Genomic DNA, 16,791 nt, shown 5'->3' with positions numbered 1-16,791 from the left:
ACGATGAACATGATGAGCCGGATGATCGACACCGTTTCGCTATATGGCCTTCGCGTTTCTCGCGAGCTGCATGACTTTGTTGTTTCGGAGGCTTTGCCTGGAACTGGGGTCGATGCCGCAAAGTTCTGGGAAGGTTTTGCCGAGATCGTCCATGATCTTGGGCCCAAGAACCGGGCGCTGCTCGAAAAGCGCGACGACTTTCAGCTCAAGCTCGATGCCTGGTATCGCAAGCATGGCGCGCCGCACGACATGGCGGCCCACAAGGCGTTTTTGAGCGAGATCGGTTATCTCGTGCCGGAAGGCCCAGCCTTTGCTGTCACCACCGACAATGTCGACGCCGAGATCGCCACCGTCGCTGGGCCGCAGCTGGTCGTGCCGGTGATGAATGCGCGTTATGCGCTGAACGCGGCGAACGCGCGCTGGGGTTCGCTCTATGACGCGCTTTATGGCACCGATGCGATTTCCGATGCCGATGGCGCGGAGAAGACCAAGGGCTACAACCCCAAGCGCGGCGCCAAGGTGATTGCCTGGGCCAAGGCGTTTCTGGATGAGTCGGCACCTTTGTCTGAAGGCAGCTGGGCTGACGTCACCGGTCTTTCGGTCGACGCTGGCAAGCTGGTGCTGACGGCGGCATCCGGCGTGGTTGCCCTGCGCGATGCAAAACAATTCGTTGGTTATCGCGGTGCCGGGGAAACAAATTCCGATGCGGTGGTGCTGGTGAAGAACGGCCTGCATGTCGAGGTGGTGATCAACCGCGACAGCGCGATCGGCAAGTCTGACCCCGCCGGCATCTCCGACATGGTGCTGGAATCCGCTTTGACCACCATCCAGGACTGCGAGGATTCGGTCGCAGCGGTCGATGCCGAAGACAAGGTTTTGGTCTACCGCAACTGGCTCGGCCTGATGCGCGGTGATCTGTCGGAGACTTTTGACAAGGGCGGCAAAGCTGTCACTCGCAAGCTCAATGGCGACCGTTCCTACACCGGTCCTGATGGCGGTGTCGTGTCGCTGCCCGGCCGGTCCTTGATGCTGGTGCGCAATGTCGGCCACCTGATGACCAATCCTGCAATCCTCGACCGCGACGGTAATCAGGTGCCGGAAGGCATCATGGATGCGGCAATCACCGCCTTGATCGCCCTGCACGATGTCGGCCAGAACGGCCGTCGCATGAACTCCCGCGCGGGTTCGATGTATGTCGTCAAGCCGAAGATGCACGGCCCCGACGAAGTCGCCTTCGCCGTCGAGATCTTCGACCGGGTCGAGCGCCTTGTCGGCATGCCCCGGAAAACCATCAAAATGGGCATYATGGACGAGGAGCGGCGCACCACCRTCAATCTCAAGGAGTGCATCCGCGCCGCCAAGGAGCGTGTGGTGTTCATCAACACCGGCTTCCTCGACCGCACCGGCGACGAGATCCACACCTCGATGGAAGCGGGTCCCATGGTGCGCAAGGGCGACATGAAGCAGGCGCCGTGGATCTCGGCCTACGAGGCCTGGAACGTCGACACCGGACTCGAATGCGGTCTCTCCGGCCATGCCCAGATCGGCAAGGGCATGTGGGCGATGCCTGATCTGATGGCAGCGATGYTGGAGCAGAAGATCGCCCACCCACGCGCCGGCGCCAACACCGCCTGGGTGCCGTCGCCGACGGCGGCCACGCTGCATGCCACCCACTACCACAAGGTCGATGTCCATGCGGTGCAGGCCGAGCTGAAGTCGCGCCCCAAGGCGCGCCTCGACGACATTCTTTCCGTGCCTGTCGTTGTCCGTCCCAACTGGACGCCCGACGAGATCCAACGCGAGCTCGACAACAATGCCCAAGGCATCCTTGGCTATGTCGTGCGCTGGATCGACCAGGGTGTGGGCTGCTCGAAGGTGCCCGACATCAACGACGTCGGGCTGATGGAAGACCGCGCCACCTTGCGCATCTCCTCCCAGCACATCGCCAACTGGCTGCGCCACGATGTCTGCTCGCATATCCAGGTGATGGATTCTTTGCAGCGCATGGCGGCGATCGTTGACCGCCAGAATGTCGGCGATCCGCTCTATCGCCCGATGGCGCCCGAGTTCGACCAGTCGACCGCCTTCCGCGCTGCTTGCTACCTGGTCTTTGAAGGCCGCGCCCAGCCCAACGGCTACACCGAACCGGTGCTCCACAAGCGCAGGCTTGAGTTGAAGGCCAAACAAGCCCTTTTTGGAAATCGATAGGAACTCCACATGTCCGAACTGACCCTTGCCAAGGCCAATGCCATCATCGCGGCGGCCTTTACCAAAGCCCAGGACGCCAAGATGAAGCCGCTTTCGGTGGCGGTGCTGGATGCCGGTGGCCATCTCGTCGCATTCCAGAAGCAGGATGGCTCATCGATGCTGCGCTTCGAAATCGCCTCTGGTAAGGCCTATGGCGCGCTCTCCGTCGGGATGGGCTCGCGCTGGCTCGACCAGACGGCCAAGGAACGCCCGCACTTCATGGAAGGTCTCAATGCCGTTTCCGGCGGCCGCATCGTGCCGGTGCCTGGCGGCGTGCTGATCCGGACGGTCTCAGGCGCGTTACTCGGCGCAGTCGGCATCACCGGCGATACCTCCGACAATGATGAACTCGCAGCCATTTCGGGCATCGAAGCGGCCGGGTTGAAACACCAGACAGCGTGAGTGGCGGAAGGGTATTCTTCCGCTTGACAATTTCATCTGTGATCATAAAGTGTGATCAAATTGATTGATGCCAATCAAGTCGGTGCGTTGGCTCGGGAGGAAGCCGGTCCGCGACACCATGGCGCTTGAGGGCGCGCGGTTCGAATCGCCGCGCTTCGATCCTCGGAGGAGAATATGAAGGTTGCAGTATTAGGCGCGGGCGCGGGCGGTGCAGCGTCGGTCGCAGAATTGGTCCAGKCCGGCCATGACGTCCATTTCTGGGCGCGTTCGGCGGAGACTTTGGAGCCGCACATCAAGCTTGGCGGCGTGGCATATGAAGGCAAGCTCGGGGAGGGCGTAGCCAAGCCGGCGCAGATCACCACCGATCTCAAGGCGGCGATCTCAGGCGTCGACGTGGCGGTCGTCGTTTTGCCGACCTTCTCCCATTCGGCGATTGCAAGCGCACTCGCCGCCGCTGGCTGGTCGTCGAGCAAGCCCGTCGTGCTCAATCCCGGTCACACTGGCGGCGCGCTCGAATTCGCCGAGACGTTCTCGCGCACCGGCCGTGCCGCGCCTCCCGTGGTCGAATTCTCGACGCTGACCTATGTCGCGCGCAAGTACCGTCCCGATGGCGTCACCGTTTCAGGCCGGGCCAAGCAGCTCAAGGCGGCAGCACTCAAGGGCGGGTCCGAGGTGCTGGAGATCGCCGGCAAGCTGTATCCGGGCCTCACCCCGGTCGCTGATGTGATCGCGTCCGACCTCTCCAACGTCAACATGGTCCTGCATCCGCCGGCGGCTGTCTTGGCTGCAGCCTGGGTCGAGGCGACGGGCGGCAACTTCACCTTCTATGTCGATGCCATGACACCTGGCGTCGCCCGCGTCATGAAGCAACTCGACGACGAGCGGCTGGCGGTCGCCAAGGCCTTCGGGCACGATCTGCCCAATCTCGTCGAGGAAATGAAGCTGCTCGGCACGGTCGAGGCCGATGTGGTCGACACCAGCGATTTCCGCGCGGCGATTGCCGGCGGCGAAGCAAACAAGCGCATCAAGGGCCCGGATTCGCTCGAATACCGCTATTACAAGGAAGACTTCGGCCACGGCCTGCTGCCTTTCCTTGAATTCGCGAAGATCGCAGGCGTCGAGACACCGGTGGCGCACTCGCTCTATAGCCTGGCGCAGATCGCCGTCGGCACCGACTATCGCAAGGGCGGCCGTACCGCCGAGGCGATGGGCATCGCCGGCATGTCCAGGGATCAGGTCATTGAGAAGGTAAGGGCGAAATGAGCTGGCATAACACAGTCATCGCCGTCGTCGCCGGCGACGCCCGCGAACAGGAGATCGCACGCTGCGCGGTCCGTGCCGGCGCAACCGTCCGTGCCTATGGATTCCCTTGGCCGGATGAGGGTATCGACGGAGTCTATCACGCAAAGGACGCTGCTGACGCGCTGAAGGGCGCCGACATTGCGCTGTTTCCGATCCCCGGCATTACCGCCGAAGGCGCGCTGTTTGCGCCGAAGTGCCCGGAGAAGATCATCCCGACGCGCGAGATGCTGACCGGCATGCGCAAGCCCGGCCACATCATCCTCGGCTGGGGCGATGCCAACCTGAAAGGGCACTGCGAAGCACTCGGCATCACGCTGCATGAATATGAGTGGGACGTTGACCTGATGCTGCTGCGCGGCCCGGCGATCGTCGAGGGCGTGCTCAAGGTGATCATCGAGAATACCCAAATCACCATCCATAAATCCAACATCTGCCTGGTCGGGCAGGGCACTATCGGCTCCTTGTTGACCAACACGCTTTTGGCGCTTGGCGCGCATGTCCATGTCGCGGCGCGTAACCCGGTGCAACGCGCTGCTGCCTATGCGGCGGGTGCTGAATCGCTGACGCTCGAACAATTGCCGGAATATTTGCCGAAGATGGATGTCGTCATCGGCAGCGTGCCCAAGCGGCTGCTCGAACGCGAACAGCTGGCGCTGTTGCCCAAGCATGCGCTGCTGGTCGATGTCGCGGCCCCTCCCGGCACGATTGACAGGGATGCCGCCGCCGAACTGGGGCTGAAGACCGTCTGGGCACGCGGCATGGGCGCGCGCGCGCCGATCACCGTCGGCCGCAGCCAGTGGAGCGGCATCAGCAGGCGCATTGCAGGAATTTTGGAGCAGAAGTCATGAAAGCGGATCTGGTCATCAAGAACGCGCGGGTGGTTCGCCACGACGGCGAATTCCACGGCGGTGTCGCGGTCAAGGACGGCAAGATCGTCCTGACCRGATCGGATGAGTCGCTACCGGATGCCATCCGCATCATCGACGCCGAAGGCCGCGTGTTGATGCCCGGCCTGATCGATCCGCACTGCCACCTTGGCGTCAAGTATCCTTTCGCCGAGGACATGCGCACGGAAACGGCGGCGGCGGCTTCCGGCGGTGTGACCACGGCACTGCTCTACATCCGTAACCTCAAGGAATCCTATCTGCCGTTCTACGAGGAGCGGAAGGCGCTGGGCGAGGAGAACTCGGTTATCGACTTCGGCTTCCACTTCGGCATCCAGCGCGAAGAACACATCGCCGAGATTCCCGAGATCATCGCCAAGACCGGCGTGAAGTCGTTCAAGTGCTATTTCGGCTACGAGCCCGACAATCCGATCGGCATCGTGCCGGCGACCGACGGCTGGGTCTATGCCGCGATGCGCATCCTCGCCAAGGTTCCCGGTGGCGTCATCAACGTGCATTGCGAAAACACCCAGATCGCCTCGTGGATTAAGAAGGAGATCGCCGCGACCGGCCGCCAGGATCTCGGCGCCTACACGGAATCGCGCCCGGCCTTCTGCGAAGTCGAAACCATCCGCCGCATGATCTTCCTGGCCGAAAGGACCGGCTGCTCACTGCATCTGGTCCACACCTCGGTCGGCATGGGTCCGGTTCTGGCCGCCGAGGCGCAGGCGCGCGGCGTGCATGTCACTGTCGAGACCTGCCCGCATTACCTGACGCGCACCTGCTATGACGAAGATCTCGACATGCGCGCCAAGATCTCGCCGCCGCTGCGCGACCGCAACGAACTCGAAGGCCTGTGGGCCGGCATGCTCAACGGCTCGGTCTACAGCCTCGGCACCGATCACGTGCCGTTCCTGCCCAAGAAGCTCGAAGACCTGTGGACCGAATTCCCCGGCGTCGTCAGCTTTCCGTGGGAGCTGTCGCTGATGCTGCATTTCGGCGTCCACCAGCGCGGCATGCCGCTCAGCCGCCTGGTTGAGCTCAACTCGTTCAATCCGGCGCGTCGTTTCGGCCTGTGGCCGCGCAAGGGTCATATCGATGTCGGCTTCGACGCCGACCTGGTGCTGGTCGATCTCGACGAGGAGCGTACCGTCACCCACACTGGCAAGGGCACCTGCATATATGAAGGCTGGAAGCTCAAGGGCTGGCCGGTGATGACGGTGGCACGCGGCGATGTCGTCTACGAAAACGGAGTGGTCGCCGACACCAATTACGGCCGCGGCCGCTGCGTGACCCTGCCGTCATGACAACAGCCGGCCTCGATCAACTGGACCTGGCCGGCCGGGTTTCGCTGACACCAGCACGTTTGCCGGTGCGCGAAGCGGTGGCAAGCATCGTTGCCCGCAAGGCAACGATCCGCCAGGAGCGGTTGTCGGGGATCCATAATCCGTGGGGCCATGTCATCGGTCTCACCGATCCGTGGAGCTTTCTCGACCTGTGCGAGAGCGAGGTCGTGATCAATACCGCGCAAAAGGCAATCGGCGCGGATGTCATCCTGTGGGACAGCGAGCTGTTTGTTGAAGCTAGCAGCTACGCTGAATTCTTGAGGCAGGGCCGGGAGGGCCGTTACTGGCCGGTGAGCCCGCTTGCTGGCGCAATCGTTTTGCTGCCGGTTGGTCGGGAAAACCCTCAGGCCAAGGCGATCAGCCTGGGGGAAATGAGGCCCGAAGCGCTCGACGGCTTCGATGCCGCCGAACCGCTCTATGTCATCAGGCTGATACCGGCGACGAGCCGTTTTGAGCGCGATGCAAACCATCCCGCCAACCGCGCCTGCATGGAAGAGCAGGTGCTGGTCAATTATTCGAACCGTCCGCTGTGGCTGCTCTGTGGCACCGACCGGGCGGACAACGATCTGGTTTCGGGCTTCGCGCCCGCCGTGCCCGTCTGGGCCTCAGGCGCGCTGCCCACCGAAAGAGAGGAGAAATAACTATGCCGTTCGTCGTCGTTGAGATGTGGGAGGGGCGCACTGTCGAGCAGAAGCGCAACCTCGTCAAAGCCATCACCAAGGCCATGGTCGAAGAGGCTGCCTGCAAGCCCGATCATCTGCATGTCGTGATACACGAGACTCCCAAGGACAGCTGGGGTCGCGGTGGGGTGCTCGGCATCGATATGGTGGAGCACAAGAAATGAGCCTCGAAACCCTCGATTACCGTAAGTCGGCGCTGCTGGTCATCGACCTGCAGAACGCCTTTATCCACGAGAAAGGCACGCTTGGCATTTCGGGCGTCGACACCAAGCGCCTTTCGTCGATCGTGCCGCCGCTGGCCAAGCTGATCAAGCGCTGCCAGGACACCGGCATTCCGGTTATCTGGACGATGCAGGAACACTTCGCCGTCGACCAGAACCGCGCCAAGAAGAAGCTGCTCGGCCACACCGCCCGGCGCAAGCAGGTGTCGGCACTGGCCGGCAGCTGGGACGAACAGATCATTGACGAGCTGAAGCCACTCGCCGATTTTGACCCGTCCTTCGTCATCCGCAAGCATCGCTTTGGCGCGTTCTATGAGACCCGCCTTGAAATGATGCTGAAGATGCTCGGCACCCAGCATCTGTTCATCACCGGCGCGACCACCAATGCCTGCGTCGAGACCTCGATCCGCGAAGCCTATCTGCGCGATCTCGATGTGATCGCCATCGATGACTGCGTGTCGGGCGTCAACGCTGAATGGGAAGCAACCGCCAAGCAGATCTGGAAKCAGTATTTCTGCGAGATCGCACCGTCGTCGGAAGTGCTCGACTGGATTGGCGAGCAGGTCAAGCCACGCGTCACCAACTACGGCCACCAGCTGATCATGGTCAACGACATCGACACGTCGGTTGCCTTCTACACCAACCAACTCGGTTTCACGATCCGAGCGGCCAAACCGCTCGCGGATGGGCGTCCGTTCACCGCCTTCCATCAGGGCATCGCCCTCATTCACGGCAAGGCCAGCGATCATCGCCAGCTCGACCACATTGCCTTTGAGGTCAATGACGTCCGCGCTCTTGATACCAAGCTCAAGAAGGCCGGCGTGCGCTATTTCAACGAGCTGCATGACGGGCCCTATGGGCTGACGATCTATATCGCCGATCCCGACGGCACCAAGGTGGAGCTATATCAGGTCGGCGCGACCGCCTGAGGCTTCTAAGCCACTGTGCAGTTGTCATCAGGCGCCGGGAGACCGGCGCCTGATTTGTTCTGGCGGTTTTCAGCCGATCGGCTCGTCCAACTCGGCATAAGATGGCAGGGACGTCGCAATCGGCGCGCCGCTGCGAACAACGATACGATTGCTTTCCGGGCGCGAAAGCACTTCCGACCACGAACGGCCTTCGAACAGTATGAAATCGGCCACCTGTCCTTCGGCGACCATGCCCTTGTCGTCGAGGCCCATGATCGCGGCAGGTGTTACCGACACGGTTTTTGGCCAAACGCCTGCCGGATGGTCGAGGTGCAGCACGCGTGTGCCCAGGCGCCAGGTGTCGAGCATGTCGAGATCGCCATAGGAATGGAACGGATCGCGCGTATTGTCAGAGGCAAGCGCCACCGGGATCCCGCGCCGCTTCATCTCGTGCAGCAGCGTCACGCCCCGCCACCTTGGCGTCGTTCCGTCATGCCGTCGATCTTGGAGATAAAGATTGCAGGTCGGCAGCGACACCACCGAAAGACCGGCGGCGGCGACCTTCTCGAGCGTCGCGTCGATGTTTGCGTCGTCCTGCATGGCGAGCGAGCAGCAGTGGCCGACGAGCACCTTGCCTGCGAAGCGCGACCGTAGCGCTGCCTCGGCGATGCGGCGCAGCCCATCGGCGGATGGATCGGCGGTCTCATCGGCGTGGAAATCGAGGTCGAGACCGTATTTGGTGGCGGCTGCGAACATGCTGTCGAGAAGGTCATCGAGATCTGGCGCGGGATAGGCGACAGCACCCAGAATGCCACCAGCTGCTGCCACGCGCTTGGCGATGCCTTTCAAGAATGCCTCGTCGCGAGCGAAATCGATGCCGAACAGGCAGGCAGCCTGTAGCTCGATCCGGCCGCGCCACTCGGCCCGTATTTCCTCGAAGACCGGCCACGAGATGGCGTCCTGCGGCGGCAGCGAATCAAGATGCGTGCGGATGGCCGAGGTACCGTGGTGATGCGCCGAACGCAGCGCGAAATCCATGCGCCGAGCGATGTCATCAGCCGACCAGTTGGCCGCGCGATCGGCCTTTGTGGCTGCCAATGCCCCAGTGAACGTGCCGTCGGCATCGGATGTCCTGGGCAAGATGTGGCCCTTGTCGAGATGCGTATGGCAATCGACAAAGGCTGGCAAAACAACCCTGCCGCCGCAATCTATCTGCGCCGTTCCGCCCAGGTGGAAGCCGGCCGGATCACCCGCTGGGGTTGTTGCCAATATCTTGCCTTGCTCTACAGTCAGGTCGGCGAGAAAGAACTCGGCACACGCGGTTTCGATGGCACTTGCTTTTATCACGGCATTGTTGAGACGGACGTTGCGCAGCACGTATCGTCCCCGTAGCGCGGCCGCAGCAATTGTGACGCGCAAGGTTGCCTGGTCGAAAGCGGGCATGGTCATCGGAGGCCTCAGCAATTGCCGCAGCGATCGCGTGCGGGAGGGTTGTCAGTTGCGCAAGGGGCGCAGACCGGTTGATTGCGGCATCTGGTGCCTGGCTGCGCATCGATCGGCGGCAGTTAAAGGTTGCCGTGCAGGGAAAGTTCATTTATTGATCACAATATGAGATCACAGATTGCGGCCTGTCAACTTCTGCCCCCGGTCGGCGTATATCTGCGGCAAGATCGCAACATGGCGTCGTTCCTCGTAAAGCGCAAATCTTGAGGACACCGACGAGAGGCGGAGAAGCGGAATGCGGATAGACAAAATCGACGGCGCCAAAGACGGCAAGGAACCCGCCAAGAAAGAACGCGGGCATGTCCATGAGCATGTGCTGCGCTATATGCGCAGAGGTCTCATGGTTGGGGCTTTCCTGCCCGGCCAAGTGATGAGCCTGCGCAAACTGGCGGCCGGATTTGGCACCAGCCCGATGCCTGTGCGCGAGGTCCTGAGCCGTCTGGTGGCTGCCAATGCGCTTGAGGAAACCAAGGGCGGTTCGGTGCGCGTGCCACGGCTGAGCCCGGATAAGCTGAGCGACCTCTTTGCCGTGCGCGAGATGCTTGAAGGTATGGCGGCCGAGCTGGCTGCCAAGAAGGCAACGCCAACGCTGATCACCGAGCTCGCCTCGATCAACAAGCAGTTGCTTGTGGCGATCGACAAGCGCGACATCCTGAACTGCTTGTCGTTCAACCAGAAATTTCACTTTACGCTCTACGAAGCGGCCGACTCTGAAGTGCTGATGCCGCTGATCGAATCGCTGTGGCTACAGTTCGGCCCGACCATGTACATGTCGCTGCTGATCCCTTCGATGCCGTGGAACGCCGCTGATCATGAAGACATTCTTGGCGCGCTGAAGGAAGGCAACGCCAACGCTGCCAAGAAGGGCATCGTCCACGACATCCGCACCACCTGCAAGGCGCTGCTCAGCGTCGCCGGCTCGCAAGGCATCGAGCTGCCTTTCGCGCAGGGGCCGGAACTTCAATTCGACTACTGACATTAAGATCTGGGGGGATACGCCATGGCCGGTAAGGCTGAACAGAATCTCGTCCGTCTGGGCATCAGCCTGCCCGCGACCGTAGCGCCCTTGGCCAACTATGTGCCGGCGCGCCGCCTGGGCAACCAAGTCTACATTTCAGGCCAAGTGCCGAGCGAGGCCGGCAAGGACAAGTACACCGGCAAGCTTGGTTCGGATTTTTCCATTGAGGAAGGCCAGGCGGCCGCCCGCCTTTGCGCTGTCAACATCCTTGCCCAGCTCAAGCAAGCGCTTGATGGCGACCTCGATCGTGTTGTCGGCGTCATCAGGCTTGGCGGCTTCGTCAATGCCGAGCCCGACTTCAAGGATCACCCCAAGGTCATCAACGGTGCCTCCGACCTGATGGTCGAAGTGTTCGGCGAGGCCGGGCGCCATGCCCGCGCTGCCGTTGGTTGCTATTCACTGCCGCGCAACGTGCCCGTCGAGATCGACGCGATCTTCGAGGTCAGCTGACCGTGCAGCCTGCCGCATCCACGATTGACGAAAGAATTCCGGTCCATGTTCTGACCGGCTTCCTTGGAAGCGGCAAGACCACCTTTCTCAGGCATCTGCTCGGCGAGCCGGATCTTGCCGACACGGCGGTGATCATCAACGAGTTCGGCGAAATCGGGCTCGATCATTTGCTGGTGCGGGAAGTTTCCGAAGACGCGGTGCTGCTTTCGTCTGGCTGCCTGTGCTGTGCAGTGCGCGATGATCTCGTTTCCACTTTGGCCGACCTTCTGGCGATGGTTCGTCGTGGCGAGGTGGCGCCTTTCCGCCGGGTCGTGGTTGAAACCACGGGCCTCGCCGATCCAGCGCCGATCATGCAGGCGGTGATGAGCGATATGCAGCTCCGTCGCGGCTATCGGGCGGGCAGTATCGTGGCGACCGTCGATGGCGTCAGCGGTGCCAACAGCATCGGTAACTTCGCCGAAGCCGTCCAGCAGGTGGCGCTGGCCGATTGCGTGGTCATCACCAAGTCGGAGCTTGTCGACCCTTGGCGGCTCGATGCGCTTGGCCAGGAAGTCGGCAAGGTGAACCCACAGGTCAGGCAGCTCGTCTCCAGCCGCGCAAGCATGCCGCGTGCGGGAGACATCTTCGACTATGACGAGACTTGGGAGCCGCGCCATTTCGAAATGGCCGATACGCCGATGGCGGGCAAGCACAGCGACGGCATCGAGACTTTCGCCGTCGAGATCGACAGGGAGGTCGATTGGCCTGCCTTCGTCGACTGGCTGGAATTGCTTTTGGCCGGACGTGGGCAATCGATCCTGCGCGTGAAGGGGCTGCTGGCGGTCACAGGTGACCCGCGACCGGTGGTTATCCATGGCGTCCAGCACGTCGTTTATCCGCCGGAGTATCTGCCGCATTGGCCCGAAGGCATGCCTCGTGGATGGCTGGTTTTCATCGCGCGCAACCTGAGCCGCACGGCGATCGAAAACTCGCTGCCAAGCACATTCGCCGTGGCGCGCTGACACTCCGAAACCTCGTCGGCATCTGATTTTTGTTCAAACATTTTTGCGTTGGCTATGGCGATAGGGCGGGCCGCGCCCGGCCAAGGCGTGGTCGCGACGTCACGACGCGTGGCGAAACCCGCTGCGATTTCCGATGCTTGCCTAAGAGGTTTCGTCGTTGCGGCGCTCGCTCAGGGAGGTCCGACATTTGTTAGAGGCAAGCGCAGATTCGTCGCTTGACAAAGGTCAATTGTGATCACACTATGAGATCAAGAATGAGGTTTGAGAGCGTGAGTTGTCACGCCTTGTTCGGGGGAGAGAGGCAGGCCTTCGGGCCATAGGGGCGCCCGCGTGGTGCTCGTTAGGGAGGAGAGAAATGTTGTACGCCACAGGTCTCATTCGCAGCGCAGCACTCATTGCCGCGACTGCCATCACCACGGTTCTGTCAACTCAGGGCGCCATGGCCGAGGACGTAAATCTGCGCTTCAGCTGGAAGCTGAAGGGGGAATACGGCTTCTTCTACCTAGGTCAAGAAAAGGGGCTCTACAAGGACGCTGGCCTCACCGTGACGCTCGGCGAAGGCGCCGGTGCCCAGGCGGCCCTCGCAGCCCTTCTCCAAGGCCAGGAAGACCTTGCAGTGGTTCCTGGAATATTTGCGATTACGGCGATCCAAAAGGGTATGCCAGTCAAGATTATTTCTCTTTACCAGCCGGCCGCACCCGTCGTCTTGATATCGCATCCCGACAATCCGGTCGTAAAACCAAGCGATCTCGAAGGAAAGTCTATCGCCAGCTCGATAGGCGAGACCTCAACGGCATATATGGGGGTTTTCTGCAGTCAGAATAAAATCGACTGCACGAAGATCAACAAGATCCAGATGGACAGTCAGACCCGCATTCCGCAGTTCGTGCAGAAGAAGGTCGATGTGGTTGGCGTGTACCGAACAAGCGATCTTCCCGTTCTTATAGACAAGACTTCCACCAATTTCGCTGTCCTTGACATGGAGGAGTTTGGCCTTGCTGTCCCTGGACTAGCGGTTGTCGCTAGCGCCGACGGTGTAGAGAAGAAGGGCGACGCGCTTCGCAGTTTCCTTTCTGTCACAAGCAAAGCAATCGAAATGTCGCGCAGTGATCCTGCAGCCGCAACCGCCGCATTGAAGGCGGTATGGCAGGCTGGGCCATCCGACAAGGTTGTCCGCGAGCAGATCGAGGCGACTTCAAAATCCATTCCGGCAGCGACAGGCAAACCTCTAGGATGGGTCGATGAAAAGACGATTGCCGATGCGCTCAAGCTGATCGGTAGCGTCGACGATATCGGCGAACCGAAGCCCATCTCGACCTTTTATACCAATGAACTTCTGACGCAGTGAGGCTACGGTGGCGAGCACGGATGTAATCGGCGCCGGTCAGGCGCAGAAGAAGCAAGGCAAGAATATGAGCAGCAAGAAGAAATCGCGTGGGCCTTGGTTGGAGCGCTACTCGGCGCTTATCCTCGCGATCGTGCTGCTTGGCGCTTGGCAGATTCTGGTTCCTTGGTCGGGGCTCTCGGAGTTCGTTCTGCCGACCCCGCTGGCTATCGCCACGCGGATCGTCAACGAACTGCCGCTGCTCGCCTCCCATGGCTATGTGACGCTTTTCGAAGTTGTCGCCGGCTTTGCCCTGGGGGTACTGGTCGGCGTCCCCCTGGCGCTGTCGATCTTCTATTCCAGGGCCTTCGAACGCGCCATCTATCCGATCCTGGTCGCCCTGCAGACGGTGCCGAAGGTCGCACTTGCGCCGCTGCTGGTGCTGTATCTCGGCTACGGGTGGGCGCCCAAGATCACGCTGGCTTTCCTGATCTCGTTCTTCCCGATCGTCATCTCGACGGTGGTCGGCTTGCAATCGCTGGACAAAAACCTGGTCAATCTCGTCCGTTCGATGGGGGCAAGCGAATGGCAGACCTTCTTCAAGGTCCGTCTGCCGGCGGCACTGCCCAATATCTTCGGTGGCTTCAAGGTGGCGGTGTCGCTCGCCGTCATCGGTGCAGTCATCGGCGAGTATGTTGCTGCCGAACGCGGCCTTGGTTACCTGCAACTCCAGGCCAACTCGCAGTTCGACACAACGCTCAATTTCGCCACCGTGGTCACGATCTCCGGACTTGGTGTGATGCTCTATTTCATCATCGATACCATCGAGAGCCGAGTTACCTACAAGCGCGACTCCGCCAAATAAGCCGGCTGCCGGAGCAGCCGACAACGAAAACAGGTTCAGTGAGGCAATCCCATGAGTGCCACTACCCAGATGGGCGCGGCGGTCGACATTTCCCGGCTTTCCAAGATCTACAAGACACGTGAGGACGATGACGTCCTCGCTCTCGACAAGATTGATCTCAAGATCGAGCCCGGCAGCTTCGTTGCCGTCGTCGGGCCCAGCGGTTGCGGCAAGAGCACGCTGCTTTCGCTTCTTGCCGGCCTGACGCCTGCCTCGACCGGCAGCATCGCCATCGACGGCGACGGCGTCAGCAAGCCGCATCCGAAAACCGGCGTCGTGTTCCAATCGGATCTGTTGCTCTATTGGCGCTCTGTGCTCGACAACATCCTGCTGCCGATCGAGATCAAAAAGCTCGACGTGGCAAAATACAGGCCTCGAGCCGAAGAATTGCTGGCCCAGGTCGGGCTTGACGGGTTCGGCAACAAGTTTCCGTCCGAGCTCTCGGGTGGCATGCGCCAGCGCGTGGCGATCTGCCGTGCGCTGATCCAAGAGCCCGGCTTGCTGCTGATGGACGAGCCTTTTGGCGCGCTTGACGCGCTGACGCGCGAACAGATGATCATGGATCTGCAGTCGATGTGGCTTCGCTTGCGCAACACAGTGCTGTTTATCACCCATGGCATCGACGAGGCAGTGTTTCTCGCCGACCGCGTGCTGGTGATGTCGCCGCGCCCCGGCCGCATCGACCTCGATCTCAAGATCGACCTGCCGCGCCCGCGCCAGTGGAGCAAGACCCACGAGGACAAGGACTATCACGGCTATGTCCGGCAGATCCGGGCGATCTTCGAGGCCAAGGGCATTCTTGTCGCCCACTAGCGGGTTGGCCCCCTAGTCGGTTCAGCCGATCCGCCTATCGGCAATTACGACAATAACGGCATGAGCGCCGCCGGGAAACTTCCCGGCGGACGAACATTTGCGCGGAGAGCCCGGATGTCCGGAACCATTTTCATCCCCAAAGAGCTTGAGTTGATTGAAACCCGTGTTGGGGCTTCGCCGGATACGGTGAAACGCCTGGTGGGGCTTGGTTTTGACGTGGTTGTCGAGACAGGGGCAGGGACCTTGTCGCGCATTCCCGATGCCGATTTCGCCGCTGTCGGTGCTGTCATCGGCAAGGCTGCCGATGCGGGACGCGCCGATGTCGTGCTGAAGGTCAGGCGGCCTGATGAAGCCGAGCTCAAGGGCTACAAGCCAGGTGCCGCCGTGCTTGCCATTATGGACCCCTATGGCAACGACGCTGCACTTGCGGCGATGGCCAAGGCGGGTGTGACGGCATTCGCCATGGAATTGATGCCGCGCATCACCCGGGCCCAGGTGATGGACGTTTTGTCGTCGCAGGCAAACCTTGCCGGTTACCAGGCGGTGATCGACGGTGCGGGCGAATATGACCGCGCCTTGCCGATGATGATGACGGCGGCCGGCACCGTGCCGGCGGCCAAGGTGTTCATCATGGGCGTCGGCGTTGCCGGCCTGCAGGCGATCGCCACCGCGCGCCGCATGGGCGCGATCGTCACTGCCACCGACGTGCGTCCGGCGGTCAAGGAGCAGGTCGCCTCGCTCGGCGCCAAATTCCTCGCCGTCGAGGACGAGGAGTTCAAGGCAGCCGAGACCGCCGGCGGCTACGCCAAGGAGATGTCGAAGGAATACCAGGCCAAGCAGGCGGCGCTCACCGCCGAGCACATCGCCAAGCAGGACATCGTCATCACCACCGCCTTGATCCCGGGCCGTCCGGCGCCGAAGCTGGTGTCGGCCCAGATGGTCGCCTCGATGAAGCCGGGCTCGGTGCTTGTCGATCTCGCCGTCGAACGCGGCGGCAATGTCGAAGGTGCTGTGCCCGGCAAGGTCGTCACCACCGCCAATGGCGTAAAAATCGTCGGCCACCTCAACGTGCCGGGCCGGGTCGCGGCGTCCGCCTCGCTGCTTTATGCCAAGAACCTGTTCGCCTTCCTCGAGACCATGGTCGACAAGACGAGCAAGAAGATCGCCATCAACCGCGACGACGAGCTGGTCAAGGCAACGATGCTGACCGATGCTGGGCGCGTGGTGCACCCGAACTTCGCCAGTGCCGCGGCTGCGCCCGCCAAGCCTGAAAAGGCGTCGCCTGAAAAGGCTGTGCCTGAAAAACCGGCCGCAGCCAAAGCCGACAAACCGGCTGCCGTGAAGAAGCCGGCTCAGCCCAAGACGTCGAAGAAGTCATCTCAGGGAGACGCATGATGGAAGGTCTTCAAAAAGCCCTCGACCAGCTCGACCAGGCGGTTGGTGCCGTCCGGCTCGGCGTCCAGGATCTCGCCACCGCCCAAAATGCGGCCGAGGCCGCCGGCGGTGCGGCACATGCGCTGTCGGGTGGAGCGATCGACCCGTTCGTCTTCCGCTTCGCCATCTTCGTGCTCGCCATCTTCGTTGGCTATTACGTTGTCTGGCAGGTGACGCCGGCCTYGCACACGCCGTTGATGGCGGTGACCAACGCGATCTCCTCGGTGATCGTCGTCGGCGCGCTTTTGGCCGTCGGCATCGCCGCGTCGGGGCTTGCCACCGGCTTTGGCTTCATCGCCCTGGTGCTCGCCTCGGTCAACATCTTCGGCGGCTTCCTCGTCACCCAGCGCATGC

Annotated in this window: 17 protein-coding genes; 16 read left to right on the top strand and 1 reads right to left on the bottom strand. The window is 61.7% G+C overall.

Features of this window, described 5'->3' with window-relative positions:
• The first annotated feature begins 3 nt into the window (after window positions 1–3).
• The 8 genes from AC1DWF_RS16465 to AC1DWF_RS16430 all read left to right on the top strand — a co-directional run bounded on the left by AC1DWF_RS16465 (window position 4) and on the right by AC1DWF_RS16430 (window position 8,011).
• Entirely contained in the window at window positions 4–2,208 is a 2,205-nt protein-coding gene (locus AC1DWF_RS16465; protein WP_476841837.1) for a malate synthase G, read from the top strand.
• Window positions 2,209–2,217: 9 nt separating this feature from the next.
• Window positions 2,218–2,649: a GlcG/HbpS family heme-binding protein gene (locus AC1DWF_RS16460; RefSeq protein WP_476783563.1), complete on the top strand. Its 432-nt coding sequence runs from the start codon at window positions 2,218–2,220 to the stop codon at window positions 2,647–2,649.
• Window positions 2,650–2,823: 174 nt separating this feature from the next.
• Window positions 2,824–3,912, top strand: coding sequence for an NAD/NADP octopine/nopaline dehydrogenase family protein (locus tag AC1DWF_RS16455; RefSeq protein WP_476841836.1), 1,089 nt, complete (start codon window positions 2,824–2,826; stop codon window positions 3,910–3,912).
• The gene (locus AC1DWF_RS16450) at window positions 3,909–4,799 is read left to right on the top strand and encodes a dipicolinate synthase subunit DpsA (RefSeq protein WP_476783561.1); all 891 of its coding nucleotides are present in this window, start codon (window positions 3,909–3,911) and stop codon (window positions 4,797–4,799) included. The genes AC1DWF_RS16455 and AC1DWF_RS16450 overlap by 4 nt, the downstream gene beginning before the upstream one ends.
• Window positions 4,796–6,142, top strand: coding sequence for a dihydroorotase (locus AC1DWF_RS16445; protein ID WP_476841835.1), 1,347 nt, complete (start codon window positions 4,796–4,798; stop codon window positions 6,140–6,142). Before AC1DWF_RS16450 ends, AC1DWF_RS16445 begins: the two co-directional genes overlap by 4 nt.
• Window positions 6,139–6,822, top strand: a complete 684-nt coding sequence (locus AC1DWF_RS16440; protein ID WP_476783559.1) for a resolvase — start codon at window positions 6,139–6,141, stop codon at window positions 6,820–6,822. Before AC1DWF_RS16445 ends, AC1DWF_RS16440 begins: the two co-directional genes overlap by 4 nt.
• A gap of 2 nt (window positions 6,823–6,824) precedes the next feature.
• On the top strand, window positions 6,825–7,025 hold the full coding sequence (locus AC1DWF_RS16435) for a 2-hydroxymuconate tautomerase (RefSeq protein WP_067969826.1): 201 nt from the start codon (window positions 6,825–6,827) through the stop codon (window positions 7,023–7,025).
• Complete coding sequence (locus tag AC1DWF_RS16430) at window positions 7,022–8,011, top strand: isochorismatase family protein (RefSeq protein WP_476841834.1); 990 nt, start codon at window positions 7,022–7,024, stop codon at window positions 8,009–8,011. Before AC1DWF_RS16435 ends, AC1DWF_RS16430 begins: the two co-directional genes overlap by 4 nt.
• 69 nt (window positions 8,012–8,080) lie before the next feature.
• Here the strand turns inward: AC1DWF_RS16430 and AC1DWF_RS16425 are convergent, their stop codons facing one another.
• Window positions 8,081–9,433: a cytosine deaminase gene (locus tag AC1DWF_RS16425; protein ID WP_476789210.1), complete on the bottom strand. Its 1,353-nt coding sequence runs from the start codon at window positions 9,431–9,433 to the stop codon at window positions 8,081–8,083.
• A 295-nt stretch (window positions 9,434–9,728) separates the two neighbouring features.
• Here AC1DWF_RS16425 and AC1DWF_RS16420 point away from each other — a divergent pair, with 295 nt between their 5' ends.
• The 8 genes from AC1DWF_RS16420 to AC1DWF_RS16385 form a co-directional block, all read left to right on the top strand.
• Window positions 9,729–10,469 (top strand): GntR family transcriptional regulator, encoded by a 741-nt coding sequence (locus tag AC1DWF_RS16420; RefSeq protein WP_476784928.1) that lies wholly within the window; start codon window positions 9,729–9,731, stop codon window positions 10,467–10,469.
• 24 nt (window positions 10,470–10,493) lie between these two features.
• The gene (locus AC1DWF_RS16415; protein ID WP_476789204.1) at window positions 10,494–10,961 is read left to right on the top strand and encodes a RidA family protein; all 468 of its coding nucleotides are present in this window, start codon (window positions 10,494–10,496) and stop codon (window positions 10,959–10,961) included.
• A 2-nt stretch (window positions 10,962–10,963) separates the two neighbouring features.
• Window positions 10,964–11,962 (top strand): CobW family GTP-binding protein, encoded by a 999-nt coding sequence (locus tag AC1DWF_RS16410; RefSeq protein ID WP_476784926.1) that lies wholly within the window; start codon window positions 10,964–10,966, stop codon window positions 11,960–11,962.
• A gap of 355 nt (window positions 11,963–12,317) precedes the next feature.
• Window positions 12,318–13,310 carry an ABC transporter substrate-binding protein gene (locus tag AC1DWF_RS16405; RefSeq protein ID WP_476789203.1) on the top strand — a complete coding sequence of 331 codons (993 nt, stop codon included), beginning with the start codon at window positions 12,318–12,320 and terminating at the stop codon, window positions 13,308–13,310.
• A 7-nt stretch (window positions 13,311–13,317) separates the two neighbouring features.
• Window positions 13,318–14,151 carry an ABC transporter permease gene (locus AC1DWF_RS16400; RefSeq protein ID WP_476789202.1) on the top strand — a complete coding sequence of 278 codons (834 nt, stop codon included), beginning with the start codon at window positions 13,318–13,320 and terminating at the stop codon, window positions 14,149–14,151.
• A gap of 51 nt (window positions 14,152–14,202) precedes the next feature.
• On the top strand, window positions 14,203–15,003 hold the full coding sequence (locus AC1DWF_RS16395) for an ABC transporter ATP-binding protein (protein WP_476784923.1): 801 nt from the start codon (window positions 14,203–14,205) through the stop codon (window positions 15,001–15,003).
• A gap of 114 nt (window positions 15,004–15,117) precedes the next feature.
• Window positions 15,118–16,398, top strand: a complete 1,281-nt coding sequence (locus AC1DWF_RS16390) for a Re/Si-specific NAD(P)(+) transhydrogenase subunit alpha (RefSeq protein ID WP_476789201.1) — start codon at window positions 15,118–15,120, stop codon at window positions 16,396–16,398.
• Window positions 16,395–16,791 (top strand): proton-translocating transhydrogenase family protein (locus AC1DWF_RS16385; RefSeq protein ID WP_476841833.1); only part of this gene is annotated, 397 nt, incomplete at its 3' end. The genes AC1DWF_RS16390 and AC1DWF_RS16385, both read left to right, overlap by 4 nt.

This window comes from Aminobacter sp. P4_D5, assembly GCF_056401815.1.
The sequence above is the reverse complement of the archived record's forward strand: the minus strand, read 5'-3'. Positions and strand labels throughout refer to the sequence as shown.

What these genes read in the sequence shown, in the direction of transcription:
- AC1DWF_RS16435 (WP_067969826.1), top strand. Translation starts at nt 6,825, where the DNA reads ATGCCGTTCGTCGTCGTTGAGATGTGGGAGGGGCGCACTGTCGAGCAG.
- AC1DWF_RS16450 (WP_476783561.1), top strand. Translation starts at nt 3,909, where the DNA reads ATGAGCTGGCATAACACAGTCATCGCCGTCGTCGCCGGCGACGCCCGC.
- AC1DWF_RS16405 (WP_476789203.1), top strand. Translation starts at nt 12,318, where the DNA reads ATGTTGTACGCCACAGGTCTCATTCGCAGCGCAGCACTCATTGCCGCG.
- AC1DWF_RS16420 (WP_476784928.1), top strand. Translation starts at nt 9,729, where the DNA reads ATGCGGATAGACAAAATCGACGGCGCCAAAGACGGCAAGGAACCCGCC.
- AC1DWF_RS16425 (WP_476789210.1), bottom strand. Translation starts at nt 9,433, where the DNA reads ATGCCCGCTTTCGACCAGGCAACCTTGCGCGTCACAATTGCTGCGGCC.
- AC1DWF_RS16395 (WP_476784923.1), top strand. Translation starts at nt 14,203, where the DNA reads ATGAGTGCCACTACCCAGATGGGCGCGGCGGTCGACATTTCCCGGCTT.
- AC1DWF_RS16415 (WP_476789204.1), top strand. Translation starts at nt 10,494, where the DNA reads ATGGCCGGTAAGGCTGAACAGAATCTCGTCCGTCTGGGCATCAGCCTG.
- AC1DWF_RS16460 (WP_476783563.1), top strand. Translation starts at nt 2,218, where the DNA reads ATGTCCGAACTGACCCTTGCCAAGGCCAATGCCATCATCGCGGCGGCC.
- AC1DWF_RS16390 (WP_476789201.1), top strand. Translation starts at nt 15,118, where the DNA reads ATGTCCGGAACCATTTTCATCCCCAAAGAGCTTGAGTTGATTGAAACC.
- AC1DWF_RS16440 (WP_476783559.1), top strand. Translation starts at nt 6,139, where the DNA reads ATGACAACAGCCGGCCTCGATCAACTGGACCTGGCCGGCCGGGTTTCG.